The organism is Lysinibacillus sp. RC79, from assembly GCF_041262405.1.
Classification (GTDB): domain Bacteria; phylum Bacillota; class Bacilli; order Bacillales_A; family Planococcaceae; genus Lysinibacillus.
In genome coordinates this window covers 105284-122912 of the sequence record NZ_JBGCCD010000004.1, presented here as the reverse complement: position 1 = coordinate 122912, position 17629 = coordinate 105284, and the positions used below count along the sequence as shown (strand labels likewise).

General features: G+C 38.1%; 12 protein-coding genes, 3 pseudogenes and 1 riboswitch. Of the genes and pseudogenes, 4 read left to right on the top strand and 11 right to left on the bottom strand.

Translation table 11 applies throughout. The annotated features are described in order from the left end of the window. Positions 1–7 precede the first annotated feature (7 nt). The 3 genes from ABH968_RS05500 to ABH968_RS05490 are packed head-to-tail and all read right to left on the bottom strand — an operon-like array spanning position 8 to position 1992. Positions 8–1069 (bottom strand): M24 family metallopeptidase, encoded by a 1062-nt coding sequence (locus ABH968_RS05500; protein ID WP_370043021.1) that lies wholly within the window; start codon positions 1067–1069, stop codon positions 8–10. A 2-nt stretch (positions 1070–1071) separates the two neighbouring features. Then, on the bottom strand, positions 1072–1506 hold the full coding sequence (gene aroQ, locus ABH968_RS05495; protein ID WP_370043020.1) for a type II 3-dehydroquinate dehydratase: 435 nt from the start codon (positions 1504–1506) through the stop codon (positions 1072–1074). A gap of 60 nt (positions 1507–1566) precedes the next feature. After that, a complete protein-coding gene (locus ABH968_RS05490) occupies positions 1567–1992 on the bottom strand; it encodes a hypothetical protein (RefSeq protein WP_370043019.1) in 426 nt (141 codons plus the stop codon). 170 nt (positions 1993–2162) lie between these two features. Between ABH968_RS05490 and ABH968_RS05485 the strand changes: the two genes are divergently transcribed. After that, the gene (locus ABH968_RS05485; RefSeq protein ID WP_370043018.1) at positions 2163–3095 is read left to right on the top strand and encodes a DUF1385 domain-containing protein; all 933 of its coding nucleotides are present in this window, start codon (positions 2163–2165) and stop codon (positions 3093–3095) included. A gap of 57 nt (positions 3096–3152) precedes the next feature. Here ABH968_RS05485 and ABH968_RS05480 read toward each other — a convergent pair whose 3' ends face one another. Then, positions 3153–4061: an NAD(P)H-dependent flavin oxidoreductase gene (locus ABH968_RS05480; RefSeq protein ID WP_370043017.1), complete on the bottom strand. Its 909-nt coding sequence runs from the start codon at positions 4059–4061 to the stop codon at positions 3153–3155. An 876-nt stretch (positions 4062–4937) separates the two neighbouring features. Between ABH968_RS05480 and ppsA the strand changes: the two genes are divergently transcribed. Continuing rightward, positions 4938–7538 carry a phosphoenolpyruvate synthase gene (gene ppsA / locus ABH968_RS05475; RefSeq protein WP_370043016.1) on the top strand — a complete coding sequence of 867 codons (2601 nt, stop codon included), beginning with the start codon at positions 4938–4940 and terminating at the stop codon, positions 7536–7538. Positions 7539–7709: 171 nt separating this feature from the next. Here the strand turns inward: ppsA and ABH968_RS05470 are convergent. From ABH968_RS05470 to ABH968_RS05445, 6 genes and pseudogenes are all read right to left on the bottom strand, one after another. Continuing rightward, positions 7710–8837, bottom strand: a pseudogene (locus ABH968_RS05470) (vitamin B12-dependent ribonucleotide reductase); the annotation flags it as partial. A gap of 61 nt (positions 8838–8898) precedes the next feature. Beyond that, complete coding sequence (locus tag ABH968_RS05465; protein ID WP_370043015.1) at positions 8899–9834, bottom strand: restriction endonuclease; 936 nt, start codon at positions 9832–9834, stop codon at positions 8899–8901. Between the two features lie 200 nt (positions 9835–10034). Then, a pseudogene (locus tag ABH968_RS05460) lies at positions 10035–10709 on the bottom strand (hypothetical protein); the annotation flags it as partial. Between the two features lie 206 nt (positions 10710–10915). Then, entirely contained in the window at positions 10916–11074 is a 159-nt protein-coding gene (locus tag ABH968_RS05455) for a hypothetical protein (protein WP_370043013.1), read from the bottom strand. A 93-nt stretch (positions 11075–11167) separates the two neighbouring features. After that, a pseudogene (locus ABH968_RS05450) lies at positions 11168–11962 on the bottom strand (ribonucleotide reductase N-terminal alpha domain-containing protein); the annotation flags it as partial. 202 nt (positions 11963–12164) lie between these two features. Continuing rightward, on the bottom strand, positions 12165–12995 hold the full coding sequence (locus ABH968_RS05445) for a lipoate--protein ligase family protein (RefSeq protein WP_337989567.1): 831 nt from the start codon (positions 12993–12995) through the stop codon (positions 12165–12167). A 540-nt stretch (positions 12996–13535) separates the two neighbouring features. Here ABH968_RS05445 and ABH968_RS05440 point away from each other — a divergent pair. Further along, a complete protein-coding gene (locus ABH968_RS05440) occupies positions 13536–13919 on the top strand; it encodes a rhodanese-like domain-containing protein (RefSeq protein ID WP_370043147.1) in 384 nt (127 codons plus the stop codon). 793 nt (positions 13920–14712) lie between these two features. Continuing rightward, a riboswitch (glycine riboswitch) is annotated at positions 14713–14789 on the top strand. Positions 14790–14951: 162 nt separating this feature from the next. Beyond that, a complete protein-coding gene (locus tag ABH968_RS05435; protein WP_370043011.1) occupies positions 14952–16307 on the top strand; it encodes an amino acid permease in 1356 nt (451 codons plus the stop codon). 119 nt (positions 16308–16426) lie between these two features. On the opposite strand, the gene ABH968_RS05430 is transcribed toward ABH968_RS05435, so the two are convergent. Next, the gene (locus ABH968_RS05430) at positions 16427–17395 is read right to left on the bottom strand and encodes a glutaminase (protein ID WP_370043010.1); all 969 of its coding nucleotides are present in this window, start codon (positions 17393–17395) and stop codon (positions 16427–16429) included. Positions 17396–17629: the final 234 nt, after the last annotated feature.

Sequence of the window (17629 nt, the reverse complement as noted above, 5' to 3'; positions counted from 1 at the left end):
CCATAGTTTACAAAATAATAAGTTCTTTTGACGAATGAGTTAGTAGTTCATTACCTGTCTCTGTGATTAAAATATCGTCCTCGATACGTAAACCACCGATTCCTGGTAAATACACTCCTGGTTCAATCGTTACGGCCATACCTGGCTCTAGCACCGCTTCAGAACGCATCGATAAGCCAGGACCTTCATGTACTTCAAGACCAATCCCGTGTCCTAAAGAATGACCAAATGCCGCGCCATAGCCTTTTTCTGTTAAGTAGTTACGTGCAATCGCATCTGCTTGAATCCCTGTTAAGCCAGGGCCTACCTTTTCAAGTGCTAAAAGCTGGGAAGCAAGTACTGCGTTGTACATATCCACTAATTTTTCAGACGGCTCGCCAACTGCAACAGTACGTGTAATATCCGAGATATAGCCATTGTACAGCGCTCCATAATCTAATGTAACAAAGTCGCCTTTTTCAATCACTTTATTCGTTGCAACGCCATGTGGTAAAGCTGAGCGAAGACCCGACGCAACAATTATATCAAACGAGGACTGAGTTGCTCCTTGTTTACGCATGAAAAATTCTAATTCATTCGAAACCTCAAGCTCTGTTTTACCTGGCTTGATGAAGTTTAAGATATGTGTATATGCGTGATCAGCAATTTCACACGCAACCTTAATAATATTAATCTCTTGTTGCGTCTTAATCAAGCGAATTTTTTCAATTAGCCCAGAAATCGGTACTAAATCTGCTTGAATTTTATTTTTATACAGCTCATATGTGCCATAGCTAACAGTATCTTTCTCAAAGCCCAATAATTTGATACCCATGTTGTTTACTTGCGTTGCAATTTCTTCAATGATCGTCGCCTCATGCTTTACAATTCGGAAGCCCTGTACTTGCGCAGCTGCTTGCTCTGTATAACGAAAATCCGTGATAAACACAGCATCATTTTGAGACACAATCGCTACACCCGCTGTCCCTGTAAAACCAGTCATATAACGTCGGTTAAACTCATTCGTAATTAAAATGCCATCGATACTTTGCTCCTGAAGTGCCTTACGTAGCTTTTGTAATTTCAACATAATCAATTCTCCCTCTCGATAAATGTGCGTAGTGCCAGTTCATAGCCTTTCGTACCTAGTCCACTGATTTGACCAAGGCATGCCGGAGCGAGATAAGAATGATGACGGAAAGCCTCACGTTTATGGATATTTGAAATATGTACTTCTATAACCGGCACAGAAATTCCTGCAATTGCATCATGTAACGCGATGCTTGTATGGGTATATGCACCGGGATTAAAGATAATACCATCATATTTTTCGTCCTCTGCTTCATGCACCCAATCAACTAGTACCCCTTCATGATTAGATTGACGAAACTCGACAGTGGAACCTAAAGACGCCGCAAGATTCTGAACATTATTTTTCACATCTTCTAATGTCTCATAACCATAAATATGTGGCTCTCGTTTACCTAGCCGATTTAAGTTAGGTCCATTCAAACATAATAACTTCACGCATATTCGCCTCTTTCTATGTACTTGCCATTATTTTATCATACAAGACACATACAGCAACTAATTTCCTTTTTGTGCTGTGTGCTCTTTCTGATGAAAATTCGCAGTTTCAAGCAAGAAACGTAATAGACAAATAATGATGACTATGAAAGGGATCGATAGTTTTTTAAAGGAAGAAGATTGTAAAGGCAAATCAAGAACAATCCATTCTAATGTGATGGACAAAAAAAGGCCGAGCAAAAAAGAAGATAGCACAGCTGGGATAATATAGACATATCTCAATGTAATAAATAATAAAAATCCAATAAAAAATAAGACTAGGATGAGAAAGCTCCATTGAAATAGTTTTGAACTACCTTCAAATATATCCCACTTCTTATAAAAACCTATTGGATTCCATTTAATGAGTTGAAAGTATTGAAGTCCCTTTAAACACAATGCTAAAACAAGTGCACTGACGAGCGATGTAATACTAGCTACTTTCAAGCAAAATCCTCCTAACTTGTACCACGAGTTTATTTTCAAACGTTAATCATTTCCTAAACTGTACAATTAGTGTAACCATATAGAAATTTTACTATGCGTAACTCTAGAGGTTTTTCACTAAATTTAGTACAATGGTACAGTTGAAATATATAAAGAGAGTGGTGTTAGCCTTGAGCAATTCACCTGTATACGGGGGACAAGCACAATTAGAGGGTGTAATGTTCGGAGGAAAGGAACATACGATTACCGCTATTCGCCGTAACGATGATTCCATTGATTATTATCATTTTAAAAAAGTTCAAAACCCTGTTTTACAAAAACTTAAAAAAATTCCATTGGTACGGGGCGTTATAGCACTGATTGAATCAGCTGGTTTAGGCTCTCGCCATATGCAATTTTCAGGGGACCGTTACGACGTTACACCTGGCGAAGAAGAAGATCATAAAGAGGAAGGCTCGAGACTTCAAATGATTTTAGGAGTTGCAGTCGTAGGTATTCTTTCCTTTTTATTTGGTAAATTTGCCTTTACATTAATTCCTGTATTTATTGCAGATTTTTTCTCTAAATGGATAGAGGGCAAAACCGGTCAAATTTTACTGGAAAGCGGCATTAAGCTATTTTTACTACTTACCTATTTATATTTTATATCTTTAACTCCGCTAATTAAACGAGTATTCCAATATCATGGTGCAGAACATAAGGTTATAAATTGCTATGAAGCTGGTATGGACGTAACAGTGGAAAATGTACAAGCACAATCACGCTTACACTATCGTTGCGGTAGTAGTTTTATGCTGTTCACCGTGTTTGTAGGCATGTTTTTATATTTCTTTGTGCCAACTGATCCACTTTGGTTACGCATTTTGGACCGTATTCTATTAATTCCAGTTGTTCTTGGTATATCATTTGAGGTTCTTCAGGCTACAAATGCATGTCGTAATATTCCCGTGTTACGCTTCCTTGGCTATCCAGGCTTATGGCTACAATTACTGACAACACGTGAGCCTAAGGATGAGCAAGTAGAAGTAGCCATCGCATCCTTCAATATGCTGCTTCAAGTGGAACAACAACCAGAAATCGCAGCTACTTTAAATCATGATTAAAAATTAAGGGCAAGTCCAACTGATGAGTTTGGTTGGACTTGCCCTTTTTTATAGTTTTTACAATGACTGTACAGAAATTATTTGTTGCTTTGCTTTCTCGTACTCTGCTTCCAATGTTATGAGTATTTCACGAACCGATTCTCGCTTGATAACATTTGTGATACCATGACCTGCCGACCAAATATCTCGCCATGCTTTTACATTGACAAGATGTGTCAAATCAACATCCCCTCTTGGCTTCAATGTCGCTGGATCAATGCCTTCCTTCAATAAAGATGGAATTAACACATTCACATGGACACCGCTAAAGGCATCGGTATATAAAATATCAGAGGTATCACTGTCAATCACCATATTTTTGTACTCCTCAGGTGCATTTCCTTCATCACAAGCTAAAAAACGAGTACCCATATAGGCATAGTCTGCCCCCATTATTTGAGCAGCTAATACGTCTGCACCGCTAGAGATGGAACCTGATAAAATAATTGTCCCCGTAAAGAATTTCTTTACGGCAGATACAAAGCCAAATGGGTTCAGTTGCCCACCATGCCCACCAGCACCTGCACAAACAAGAATTAGTCCGTCTACACCCGTTGCAGCAGACTTTTCTGCATGCTTGACGTTCGCAACATCTGCATAGACCTTCCCTCCATAGCCGTGCACAATGTCCATAACTCTCTTTGGATTACCGAGTGACGTAATGACAATTGGTGGCTGGAATTGTTCAATTAACTGTATATCTTCTTCAAAACGTGTATTCGCTACAGGGTGACATATTAAGTTGACTGCCCATTGCTCAGTCGGTAGTGCCTTTTTTATTTCTTCAAGCCACTCAGCACATGTTGCAGCGGGTCTTGCGTTTAATAATGGAAATGAACCGATAGCCCCTGCCCTACTAGCTTCAATAACCATCTTAGGGTTAGAAACTAAAAACATCGGAGCTACTATAATTGGTAAACTAGACATACACTCTCCCCCTTTATACTTAAATATTTCGAGAAATTTCCTGAAAATCCTACTAAAAAAATTTAAATTTTCATTCTGTTTCCGCATCTTACGTTGCAATAACAGGGACCCATCTCCCCTCTCAAAGGTGGGAGACTTCCGTAGCTAGGGTTTGTCTAAATGAAGATAAAAAAAGTGCCTATCCGTCTTGTTAACGAGATAGATGGTTACTTTGAAATAAAGTTCGATCAAAAATACCCCACAACCAGTATTTTACGATAAATAAAAAGAATCCATTTTGAACAAAGATAGATCAAAATGGATTCTTATCCAGAAGAATTAATTATCAGTTTTATAAAAAAGTTTGATCATTTTCTACCTGCGTCCTTCACAATCGCGCCCTTTAATGGATATCATATTATTTTTATTATGTGGTTTTGTTGAAGAACATTGCTTAAGCGTAATTCAACATAAGCACCCGTTGGTGGCAAGATAATCTGTATAGGCAATTTTTAATGACGGTTATGGGTAGAGTAAATCCGTTAGACGTGATCTAATTCGAATACGTCAACGTGAAGGAATTAATTTAGCGAAATAGGAAAGAAAATACCGCAGAAGAGTTAAAAAGTATCTTAAGCATGCCGGGATTAACTATGTATTGAGCCGGATTAAATCAGGTTTTTGATGTGATTAGCGGAAGAGGGAAATCAAGAAGAGACTTGGATATTTTCACCAAGTTCTTTAATATTGCACAAAAACAGACACGAAGATATAATTATATTACATTTTCCATCTATCAAAAGCGCATAATAATCCTATTTTATAATTTAATTATATCGCACTGGTAAGCTCTTGTCAAATATTTTTTCTCAATAAAATGGTTAGGAGAGATGCAGAATGAATTCTTTAGTTCTTGGTTTTCAGGAAATGGATAAAACACAGCTTTTGCTCGTTGGTGGAAAAGGGTCAAATTTAGGGGAATTATCAAAAATTGAAGGAATACAAGTACCAGAAGGGTTTTGTGTTACAACAGTGGGTTATCAAAAAGCCATCGAACAAAACGAAACGTTTCAAGTATTGTTGGATCAACTATCAACGCTAAAAGTAAATGATCGAGATCAAATTGGTGAAATCAGCAGGAAGATTCGACAAATCATTATGGAAGTAGCAATTCCTTCCGATGTTGTAAATGCAGTTGCTCACACACTCTCTCAGCTAGGTGATGACCATGCTTATGCAGTGCGTTCTAGTGCGACAGCTGAAGATTTACCACATGCCTCTTTCGCTGGTCAACAAGACACCTATTTAAATATCATCGGCAAAGAATCCATCTTGCAGCATATTCGCAAATGTTGGGCTTCCCTATTTACGGATCGCGCGGTAATCTACCGTATGCAAAATGGATTTGACCACAGTCAAGTGTATTTATCCGTTATCATACAACGGATGGTTTTCTCACAGGCATCAGGGATTTTATTTACCGCTGATCCGATTACTTCTAACCGAAAGCTGCTATCAATCAATGCCAGTTTTGGACTCGGAGAAGCACTGGTCTCCGGCTTGGTCTCTGCCGATTGTTATAAAGTACAGGAAGATAAAATCGTCGATAAAATGATAGCGACCAAGAAATTAGCTATCTATGGCCAAAAAGGAGGAGGAACAGAGACACAACAGATCGATTCGAATCAGCAAAAGACACAAACACTTACCGATCAACAGATTTTACAACTAGCACGCATCGGAAGACAGGTCGAAGCTTATTTTGGTTGCCCACAAGATATCGAATGGTGTTTGGTTGATGATACATTTTATATTGTCCAGAGTCGCCCAATCACGACTCTTTTCCCCATCCCTAAAGCGAATGATCAAGAAAACCACGTCTATATATCTGTCGGTCATCAACAAATGATGACCGATCCCATGAAACCATTAGGACTGTCTTTTTTCCTGTTAACGACTTCTGCGCCCATGCGTAAAGCAGGCGGAAGGTTGTTTGTTGATGTCACGCATCAACTGGCTTCACCGGTCAGTAGAAACAATTTATTAAATGCTATGGGACAACACGATCCGCTCATGAAAGACGCACTCAAGAACATCATTGAGCGTGGAGATTTTATAAAATCGTTACCTAATGATATTAAAGCACCGAGTCCCAACAGAGGCAATTCAGATACGCTAGCACAAATCGAAAACAATCCATCAATCGTTTCTGAATTGATTAAGCGTAATCAAACATCCATAGAAGAGTTAAAACAAAACATCCAAACGAAATCAGGAATAGATTTATTTGATTTTATTCTAGAAGATATTCAGGAATTAAAGAAGTTTTTATCTGACCCACAAAGTTCAGCTGTATTTATGGCTGCTATAAATGCTTCAATATGGATCAATGAAAAAATGAACGAGTGGTTAGGTGAAAAAAACGTAGCGGACACGCTTTCTCAATCTGTACCAAACAATATTACTTCAGAAATGGGTCTAGCACTATTGGATGTCGCAGATGCAATCCGTCCTTATCCAGAAGTAATTGCATATTTACAACACACAAAAGATGATAACTTTTTGGATGAACTAGTTAAGTTTGATGGTGGACAGGAAGTTAGAGACGCTTTCTATGTTTTTCTCAACAAATACGGAATGCGATGTGCTGGAGAAATCGATATTACGAAAACTCGTTGGAGTGAAAAACCAATTACACTTGTCCCCATGATTCTTAACAATATCAAAAACTTACAGCCTAATGCCAGCACTCGAAAATTTGAGCAAGGGCGACAGGAAGCTTTGAAAAAAGAACAAGAGTTATTAGAGCAATTGAAGCAATTACCAGATGGTGAACAAAAAGCCAAAGAAACAAAACGAATGATCGACCTAATTCGGAATTTCATCGGCTATCGTGAATATCCAAAATACGGCATGATTAATCGCTACTTCGTTTATAAGCAGGCTTTACTGAAAGAAGCCGAACAACTCGTACAAGCCAACGTTATTCATGAAAAAGAAGATATATACTATCTCACTTTTGAAGAACTTCGCGAAATCGTACACACCAATAAACTAGATTACCAGATCATCAGCGAACGAAAAGACGAGTACAAATTATATAAAAAACTTACTCCCCCACGTGTTATCACGTCTGATGGTGAAATCATTGTAGGTGAATACAAACGAGAAAATCTCCCAGCCAAAGCTATTGTAGGGCCACCTGTTTCTTCCGGAGTTATAGAGGGACGGGCTCGTGTCATCTTAAACATGGAAGATGCTGATTTAGAAGATGGAGATATATTAGTCACACCCTTTACTGACCCTAGCTGGACACCATTGTTTGTATCCATAAAAGGTCTAGTCACCGAAGTTGGTGGACTGATGACTCATGGAGCAGTTATTGCGCGTGAATATGGCTTACCAGCAGTTGTTGGGGTGGAAAATGCCATCAAACTGATAAAAGATGGGCAACGAATTCGCGTACATGGAACAGCAGGGTATATTGAAATATTGTAATAACTAAATACGTCAAGTAAGAGCCTCTGTCTTAACGGACGGCAATCGGCTTTGTGCTTAGGCCTAAGCCCCCCTCAAAAGCGGGATACTTCCGTAGCTAGCATTTGTCTAAATGAAGATAAAAAAAGTGCCTATCCGTCTTTTTGACGAGATAGACACTTTTTCATTATTTTATAGGCCACATTTTAACTGTGCAGCACAGTTTGTACAAGTATTACAGCCACCGATTTCCTCTACAGTTCCTTTGCGGCATACAGGGCAAGTGTTCCCTACATCCGAACCGATAACTGTTGTCGATTCTAACGCTTGAATCGTATCTACTAATACAACCGGGCGCTTCGTTGGTACTTCTACTAATTCTTCCTCGAATGATAGTTGATCCATATCATTTTCTTCAGCTTTTAGTGTCAGTACTTGTGAATCACGGCTACCATCTACATAGACCGTACCACCTTTAGCGCCGCCTTTATATAAGCGCTCGTATACTTGTTCAACTTGTTGTACTGTATAACCTTTTGGTGCGTTTACAGTTTTTGAAATAGATGAATCAATCCATTTTTGGATGATACATTGTACATCAGCATGCGCCTCTGGTTTTAACTCCATCGCCGTAACGAACCATTCAGGAAGGTCATTCTCATTTGCTTCTGGATGACGTTCTAAATATTCTTGTACGATTTCTGCTTTTACCTCGATGAATTTACCTAGACGACCTGAGCGGTAATATGTGAACGAGAAGTATGGCTCAAGACCAGTTGCCACGCCAACCATCGTACCAGTAGAACCAGTTGGAGCTACTGTCAGTAAATGCGAGTTGCGAATACCTGTTGCTAAAATTTGCTCTTTAATGTGTGCAGGTATTTTTTGCATAAAGCCTGTTTCAGTAAATGCTTTACGTAAACGCGCTGTCTCTTCCTCAGTTGCTCCTACAAGGAATGGGAAGCTACCGCGTTCTTTTGCAAGCTCTGTTGACGCCTCATACGCAGTTTCAGCAATCGTTTTAAAGATTTCATCGACTAGCTCATTACCAGCTTCTGAGCCATATTCTTTCTCACAATAAATTAGTAAGTCCGCTAAGCCCATTACGCCCAAGCCAACACGACGCTCACCAAGAGCTTGTACACGGTTTTCTTCTAAGAAGTATGGTGTTGCATCAATTACATTATCCTGCATACGAACACCAACACGAACTGTTTCACGTAGTGCTTCGAAATCAATTGTTTGATCTTCTTTATTTGCAAACTGTGCTAAGTTCACAGCTGCTAAGTTACACACAGAATATGGTGCAAGTGGTTGTTCCAATTATTGTTATCCTAAAGGCTTTTTATCCTCTAGTTCTTACAGTTCAATTCCTGTAAGTTCAGCATACATTTTCATTACACACTTTTTTCATAAACCTAAGTAGTTCTTTTCTTCCTCTATCTTCCCCAAAAATTGATTTTGAAATCACTCTAAAATCTTTAACCCCAAATTCTTGATAAATTCTTTCGATTAATGGTTGAAGAGTTGATTTTATTTGATTATAAGGGGTTGCAATTATAATTTCTTTATTGTTGATCGCCCATTGAATTACTGTCTGTTTAATTTCTCGATGAATTTTCGCTCGCTTATCAACATAAGTTTGTGTGGCAACTTGAATATTTGAATATCCAGCGCATGATTGAGTACAAAACAATTTTGTTGAAGAAACAATCACTTCAAAGTTGCTTCCACAACTCTTACAGATTCTTTGTTCCCTAGGTTTCTTTTGCTTACCCTTTTGAGCCAGGCCAGATTTTCTTAAACCTTCAATCATTCTTGCCTTTGCTGGACTATTAGATTCCCACAATCGCTTTGTATGCTGTCCAATTATTTTTTTAGTTTGCTCATTATGTTGTTGATTGAAATGGCCATTATACTTACCATAACTAGCTTTGTTTATTGTCGTATTTTTTGATTCTATCCATTCTGTTATCGTGGATGTTAACGAAAATGGTACAAGCTTATACATTTCGAGCAATTCTTCATAAGAAATTAATTCGCAATCAATATCATAAGTTGTTTCAATAACCTTTAAAGCTTCAAGAGCTTTTTCTTTCGCTGTAATATCGCGAGACTTAATTTCAACAATCTTTATAATATCACCGTTATCATTATAGAAGAAAAAATCAGGTTTATAAAATTTAAATCCTATATTAAATACTTTGTCTTCATAGCCCCAAGAAATGGAATGATAATCTAGAAATTTGGCGTATGCATACTCATATGAACTTCTTAAATAATATGATTTATAAAAACCTGCATAACCTCTGTTCATTTGATCACAGCCTTTCTTTAATTAGGCTAGTATTTATTACATTGTGTAATGTTGCGGTCTCGTGCCCGGATTATAGTCTACTAAGTAGGATCACCGGGTATGCGTTGCCCCTGACTTAAGTTTTACCTTTAGCCTTCGGTTCGGATTAGCATCTCAGCCTTCCCGCTTTATCCCGCAATTTTTAACGTGAGGCGAAGTCCACCACACGGATTTGTCGCAACAACGCTTTGACCATAAGCTTTTGCATTTGTCATGTCATTGGCGTTGTCGATGAAGAAAATACCTGGCTCTGCAGAGTATGTTGCACAAACGTTGATTAAATTCCATAATTCTTTCGCTTTAATCGTACGGTATGTGCGTACTTTATAGCCCATTTTCTCCCATTCGCGCACATCTCCAACTTTATGCCACTCACTGTTGTAAATAGCCATCTCTTCTTTTGTATATTCTTCAACAGCTGGGAAACGAAGTTCAAAGTCAGCGTCATTTTCTACTGCTTTCATAAATTCTTTTGTTAATGTTACAGAAATATTTGCACCAGTTAAAAACTCTTGATTGTGAACAGTATAAGTACCACCATCACGAAGTTTGTTTTCCGCTTCACGAATAATAGCCGTATCAAATCCGCCTAAGCCTTCGATACCTTTATAGTTAACAATCCCTTGATACATAGCTTCCTCTTGAGTTGAAAGAGGTTTAAAGTTTAATTTTTCTTTTGCTAGACGAATAATTGTTTTATCCGTTGTATTTTCGATTAGGTATCGTAGAATTCGTGGATTTTGCATTTTTGAAATAATAAATTCCACGATATCAGGATGCCAATCTGCCAGCATAATCATTTGGGCCGATTTCTTACGCGGGTTCGCTACACCCACTCTCTATGTCACCATAGAAGTTGAGACCATATCTTACATCTATTAGATGTCCTCGCACTTCGGAGTGGCTTCACTCCTACTCTACTCACTTCCGCTAACTTAGCGTGCTTTCGATGGTCGTTGAACCTTCCTCTCTGAAAGAGGCTTGGCTGCTGATTGTCTTTATCCCACTGCTATTTTTAAGCATTCACGCTTACCGTTTCCAGTTACGTTGTAGCTAGCAGTGCATTTATAATGCGTTTTTTAACATTTGTAAAGTTATGCTCATTTTTCAAATGAGACGTAAACCTTCCTTGTTTATTATGATCTATTGTAAAACCACATATTAAACAAGTTTGTGGCTGTTTCGCATCATAAACATCCATATTTCCCACCTCGATTAAAGTGACAATATTTCCGTTAAAGAGTTCCCAGCAATTCACGAGGTTTGTTTACGCAGAAGCACCTAGATTATGCTTACCTCTGCGGCTACCACCTTGTTCGACAAGATGAGTCAGCTTCGCAATATCATCTAACCATGACACGGAACCAGATGATTTACCATTTACACCACGTGCTAAAGTGTTACGTGGACGCAATGTCGAACCATTTGTCCCTACACCACCACCGCGGCTCATAATTTCCATTACTTGCTTACGGTGATCACTAATTCCTTCACGTGAATCTGCTACAAATGGCATTACATAACAGTTGAAGAAAGTTACATCTGTTTCAGATCCTGCTCCGTAAATAACTCGTCCAGCTGGAATGAATTTTAATGATACTAACTGCTCATAAAACTTTTCAAACCATTCTTGGCGTTTCTCTAGTGTTTTTTCAACAGCAGCAAGTCCTGTTGCATTTCGTTTTGCGATTTGTTCATAAAATATTTCAAGAGGCTTTTCTAGCACGTCAATTGAACGCGTTATCACACCCGTTTCTTGCTCTTTCGGATCATCTAAAGCACTACGGTAATCTTCCTGAATCAAAATTTCTGCTGTTTTCGTAGACATATCAAGCTTTTGGATTGTCCCTAAACCACGTGCAGGGAATTTTGGATCTGACTTCACTGTTAATACGACGAAATCACCAGCTTTTAACGTTTTCTTCTCCGTATCCTTAAACGAGTAGCGATCGATCATCACAAGTCTTGATACACCTTTATGCGTAATGTGCATATCAGGTGTTACAGGATGAACCTGTGGAAATTGTTCAATATCTTTGTTTAACTGTTCAAATTTGTTTACTTCGGGTTGATGATTTGTAAGTACCATCGTTTTGCCTCCCTTGTTTTCTGCATTACAATAATAAATACACAATATCATGTGTCGTTAAACACTACATATTGTGTATGTTTCTTTAAAAAAGATACTATATATAGTTTTTTAATTCAACACTTGCAATTTCGAATAGAATCCGAACCACTTGTTATTACAAGGGTTGAACGATAAAAAAATATTTTTCTTATACCATTTTTTATTTTTTGAAGTTCCAATCATCACATGCATATTTTTTTTCTTCTAGTGCATGTACATATTCTAATTGCTCCTCAGAAAGTGTAAATGGTTTTAAATCAATTTGCAACGATTTTGCAAAACCATCTCTAAAAGCTGTCACACATTGTTCAATAGTCACTGGTTCTTTAACAAGGTTATTGATAGCAACCGCTTTCTCAGGCATCTTTCTACGCATACGGTCCTTCGCTTCTTCACTTGAAAAGTTGAAAACAGACAATAATTTCTCCTGATCTAAATCCAGTAAAATAGCTCCGTGCTGTAAAATAACACCTTTTTGACGAGTTTGTGCACTACCCGCTACTTTTTTACCTTCTACAACAAGCTCATACCAGCTTGGCGCATCAAAGCAAACTGCGCTTTTTGGTTTCTTTAAGTCTGCTCTTTGTTCTTCTGTATCAGGTACACTAAAATAAGCATCCATACCTAGATTATGAAAACCTTGCAATATACCTTCACTTAACACTCTATATGCCTCTGTCACTGATTCAGGCATATCTGGATAGCTTTCTGAAACAATGACACTATATGTCAATTCATGTTCATGTAAAACAGCTCTACCACCTGTTGGACGACGAACAAAGCCTAGTCCTTGTTCTCGTACCGCTTCTAGATTGATATCTCTTTTCGCCTGCTGAAAATAGCCAATCGAAAGTGTCGCTGGCTCCCATTCATAAAAACGAATGACTGGTGGAATTAAACCTTCACTATGCCAATCAAGTAATGCTTCATCTAATGCCATATTAAAAGAAGGGCTACATTTCCCTGAATTTAGAAAATACCAAGTTGTCATATTTTCATCTCCTACAAATATTTAATTAAACTTTAGCGAAAGTGTACAAAAATAAGTCTCATCACCATAACGTGGGGTTGATTTCCGTTCCGGCTGGGCGCTTTCGCACAGAAAACATCCGCTTCGCTGCAGGGTCTCGGGCCAACACGATGTTGGTCACGAAGGCGTTATCACAGGATGTGATGCTTTTAGCCTTCGTTCCTCTATCGCTGATCCCCAAGGGGTCGCCCTGCCTTCACTCCAATCAACCTATATATGGCATACGTTTCAACAAATGTATCCTACTCTAGGTGATGAGCAAAAAACAATACTTCTCAAAATTTTGACACTGTGCGTTAAGTTCTATTCTTTAATAAAGTATCCACCACCCTATTCCAAGAAAATAGTGGAAAGATACTGTGACAGTTCACTAATAAAATCCATATAAATCGAGATAGATTAATTCTAGCCACAATCTAATTTATTTTATCAAACTCATTGGACTATCGCTAGCGCATCTTTTATAATAATAAAGAAGATAGAAAGGGGTAAGAAATTTTGTTGAACATACTTATCACAATCGGTGTTATTTTAGTAGTTGTAATTGCTTATATCGGCATTAATGCTCTACGACTAAAAAAAGCCGTAACAAACCTAACACAAGAACAATTTATTGAAGGCTATCGTAAAGCACAGCTTATCGACGTACGTGAACAAAAAGAATTTGATGCTGGTCACATCCTTGGTGCACGCAATGTTCCTTCAACTACTCTACGTCAACGTCACAAAGAAATTCGCCCAGATTTACCAGTATATTTATACTGTCAAAATACAGGCCGTAGCTCACGTGCTGCTCTATTTCTTAAAAAACGTGGCTACAACCAAATTTACCAACTTCAAGGCGGCTTCCGTACTTGGACAGGTAAAATAAAGTCCAAAAAATAAAATTAAAAAATCGATAAGACATTAGTGACTAATATAAATAAATCTACTCACGGAAACAAAGTAAATTTGTTCATATTTACCTATATCACTTTGTTTTAACTTCTTTCAGCAATTATTTTATGTAGCGAAAGCGAAGCGTCAGCTACAAATGTCTTTTGTAGCGAAAGCGAAGCGTCAGCTACAGAAGTCTCCCACCTCTATAGATGGTGAGATGAATGCAGGTATAAGTTACTTTTCAGCGGGTGTCCAAACATCCGCTGAAAGAAGTTAAAGCCTCCGGCGGATGTCACGGAAATCGGAAAGGAGTGCTTTGTGCAAGCACAAAGCCGATTCCGGACGCAATTATGCCGAGGCATAATTGATACAAAAAGAAACCATCTCACTATGAGATGGTTTCTTTTTTGCAAAAAATTCTGAGTTTCTACTATATTATATATATTGTTTAACGTCTGACAAGTTAGTTGGAGTAAGGTAAAGCAACGAGAGGTAATATGTCCTCATATTCACATTCCTTTGCCAAAATGCTAGCCGCTTCCCATGCTAGTTCCAATAGTTTACCTCTTTTAACACCCTATACCATAAATTAAATATTATCCTTAAATTAACATATGTCTAAAAATACTATTTTTCGTAAAGTATTTACCTAGACGAGCTCCAATCTTCTTTTTTTCTGAAAATGACTGAAATTTATCCTTGAATAATTAAGTAGGCACTGATAGGATTTATAATATCTTAAAACAATGTCATACAGACATACAATACAAGCTATGAATGCTATGGATAACACTATAGCAGGAGCAGTTCTGGAGAGAGCGCATTTTGCGTCGCCGAAGGGTTCACTATCTCAGGCAAAAGGACAGAGGAGTAATATCAACTTTCATCATGAAAGCTATACCACACGAATGTTTTCTTTTTTACATACAACATCCGCAATCGGTATTTGTTATTCTGTCGTTTACGAGACTAGTGTCACTACTAGTCTCTTTTTTATTTTCCAGTCATAGTTTTTACGAATCTTTGAGGGGGATCAACGTGGAACAACAACAACAACAATTAAAACGTGATTTAAAAAATCGCCATGTGCAGCTCATTGCGATTGGCGGAACAATAGGTACTGGCTTATTTTTAGGATCAGGTAAAGCCATTGCTTTAGCGGGACCTTCCATCATCTTTGCCTATCTAATTGTCGGAACCGCCTTATTTTTTGTTATGCGGGCATTAGGCGAACTATTATTATCGAATGCTGGCTATACATCATTTACTGATTTTGCATCCGAATACATAGGCCCTTGGGCAGGTTACATTACTGGTTGGACATACTGGTTCTGCTGGATTATGACCGCTATGGCAGATATTATTGCTGTCGGCGTTTATACACATTATTGGTTTGATATACCTCAATGGGTGCCTGCAATTGGCTGTTTAGTACTGTTATTAATTTTGAATTTATTGACTGTAAAACTATTTGGCGAACTAGAATTTTGGTTTGCCCTTATAAAAGTAATCACCATTGTTGCGCTGATTATTATTGGACTAATCATGCTATTTACAGGCTTTCAAACAAGCTCTGGCACAGTTTCTGTTGAAAATCTTGTGGCACATGGCGGGTTATTCCCGAACGGCCTAAACGGTTTCCTAATGGCATTCCAAATGGTTGTTTTCGCCTTTGTAGGTGTCGAATTAGTAGGAGTTTCTGCTGCAGAAACGGCCAATCCCAGGAAAAATATTCCTTCTGCCATTAACAAAATTCCATTACGTATTTTATTATTCTACGTAGGAGCGTTATTTGTTATTTTATGTATTAATCCTTGGTCTGAAATGTCTGCCTCAAGTAGTCCATTTGTACAAGTATTTACACTAGCTGGAATTCCAATTGCTGCAGGCATTATTAATTTTGTCGTTTTAACATCTGCTGCTTCGGCCGGGAATAGTGGTTTATTTTCTACAAGCCGCATGCTGTTTAATCTTGGAAACAACAAGCAAGCTTCGCCAACGTTTGCAAAGCTCAATAAAAACAGTGTGCCAAGCAACGCACTCATTGTTTCTGCAGTTGTTGTATCCGCCGGCGCATTACTAAGTAAATTAATGCCTGAAAACGCCTTTAGTGTTGTTACAACGATTAGTGCTATTTGCTTTATTTGGGTGTGGAGTATTATATTAATCTCTCATATCATTTATAAACGTAAAAATCGTGCACTTCATGAAGCATCGATTTTCAAGGCACCTTTTACTCCGTTCGTGAACTATTTAGTACTTGCCTTCTTTGCATTTCTATTAGTAGTGATGTTCATTTCAGAGGCAACACGTACCGCATTACTGTTAACACCAATTTGGTTTATTTTGCTACTGATTATTTATAAGATGAAAAGAAAGAAAGCAATACGCTAAAATGTATTGTCCTGGATAGTGATACTTTTAAGAAAGTGATCCTATTTAGGGCTTTTTCATTTGAAACAAAATCACAAAAAAGATGACTCCATATACTGAAGTCATCTTTCATTGTTTGATTAAAAAATATTCATATTCCACTCGGTAGCGATATGCTTTAGTAAATTCACTCCGGCTACACTGTTCCCAATGTCATCAATAGCTGGTCCATAAATACCAATGCCGCAGCCAGCAGGAAAAGGTGAATCTAAGCCTGCGTGACTTGGCACAGCCGCCAAAATTGCTCCAGAGACACCACTTTTAGCGGGTAACCCGATAAATGCAGCAAATTTACCAGAAGCATTATACATACCGCAAGTAACCATCAATGCCTTCGCTAATTTCGCTACTTGCTTTGGAAAAATTTGCGTTTTCAATAAAGGATGATAGCCATCATTGGCGATTACTAAACCAATCATCGCTAAATCCGAAACATTTACTTCTATAGCACATTGTTTCAAATAAACCTCCAATGCCTCTTCTACAGGGCAGTCTAAAAAGCCAGAATCCATTAAATAATAGGCTAATGAACGGTTTCGGTTTGCAGTTTGCCACTCAGATTGATAAACCTCTTCATTAACCTTTAATTCCTTTCCAACCATTTGTTCTAAAAATTGAAGGATTTTTGAAACCTTCTCTTGCGGAGAATTTCCGTCAAGCATAGAGGATACTGTAATTGCTCCTGCATTAATCATTGGATTAAAAGGTTTTCCAGGCTGATGGCTTTCTAGACGAATAATTGAATTGAAAGTGTCACCTGTAGGTTCAACATCTACTCGTTCTAAAACATAAGGTAATCCCCGTTCCATACACGCTAAAATAAATGTAACAACTTTTGAAACACTTTGCAGAGTAAATAGTACAGTTGTCTCTCCGGCTTTCATTTCATCATTATTAGTACCGATAATTGAAATCGCTAATTGATTTGGATCTTTTTCCGCTAAAGCGGGAATATAGCTTGCACATTGTCCCTCTTTAGCATAAGGACGAAACTGTTTCACCCATTCTGCCACAAGGTGATTATTATGATTGATATGATCTGTCGGCATTTTGTGGTCTCCTTTCAAAAAACGGCATCTAACACCATAGCTACCCATTAAGTACACTTTACTAAGAAAAAGACTTAATAGTATGTAAAAACAGAGCCTTCATAGTTTACCCTATGAAGACTCTATTTGGAATAACTTTATCAATTATGCCTCGGCATAATTACGTCCGGAATCGGCTTTGTGCTTGGGCCTGCATGATACAGGTCAGTTAGCCGTTATCGCATGGATGCGATG

Excerpts from the sequence above, each read along its gene's own strand:
- ppsA (WP_370043016.1), top strand. The coding sequence starts at position 4,938 with ATGAATTCTTTAGTTCTTGGTTTTCAGGAAATGGATAAAACACAGCTT.
- ABH968_RS05500 (WP_370043021.1), bottom strand. The coding sequence starts at position 1,069 with ATGTTGAAATTACAAAAGCTACGTAAGGCACTTCAGGAGCAAAGTATC.
- ABH968_RS05455 (WP_370043013.1), bottom strand. The coding sequence starts at position 11,074 with ATGGATGTTTATGATGCGAAACAGCCACAAACTTGTTTAATATGTGGT.
- ABH968_RS05480 (WP_370043017.1), bottom strand. The coding sequence starts at position 4,061 with ATGTCTAGTTTACCAATTATAGTAGCTCCGATGTTTTTAGTTTCTAAC.
- ABH968_RS05430 (WP_370043010.1), bottom strand. The coding sequence starts at position 17,395 with ATGCCGACAGATCATATCAATCATAATAATCACCTTGTGGCAGAATGG.
- ABH968_RS05465 (WP_370043015.1), bottom strand. The coding sequence starts at position 9,834 with ATGAACAGAGGTTATGCAGGTTTTTATAAATCATATTATTTAAGAAGT.
- ABH968_RS05445 (WP_337989567.1), bottom strand. The coding sequence starts at position 12,995 with ATGACAACTTGGTATTTTCTAAATTCAGGGAAATGTAGCCCTTCTTTT.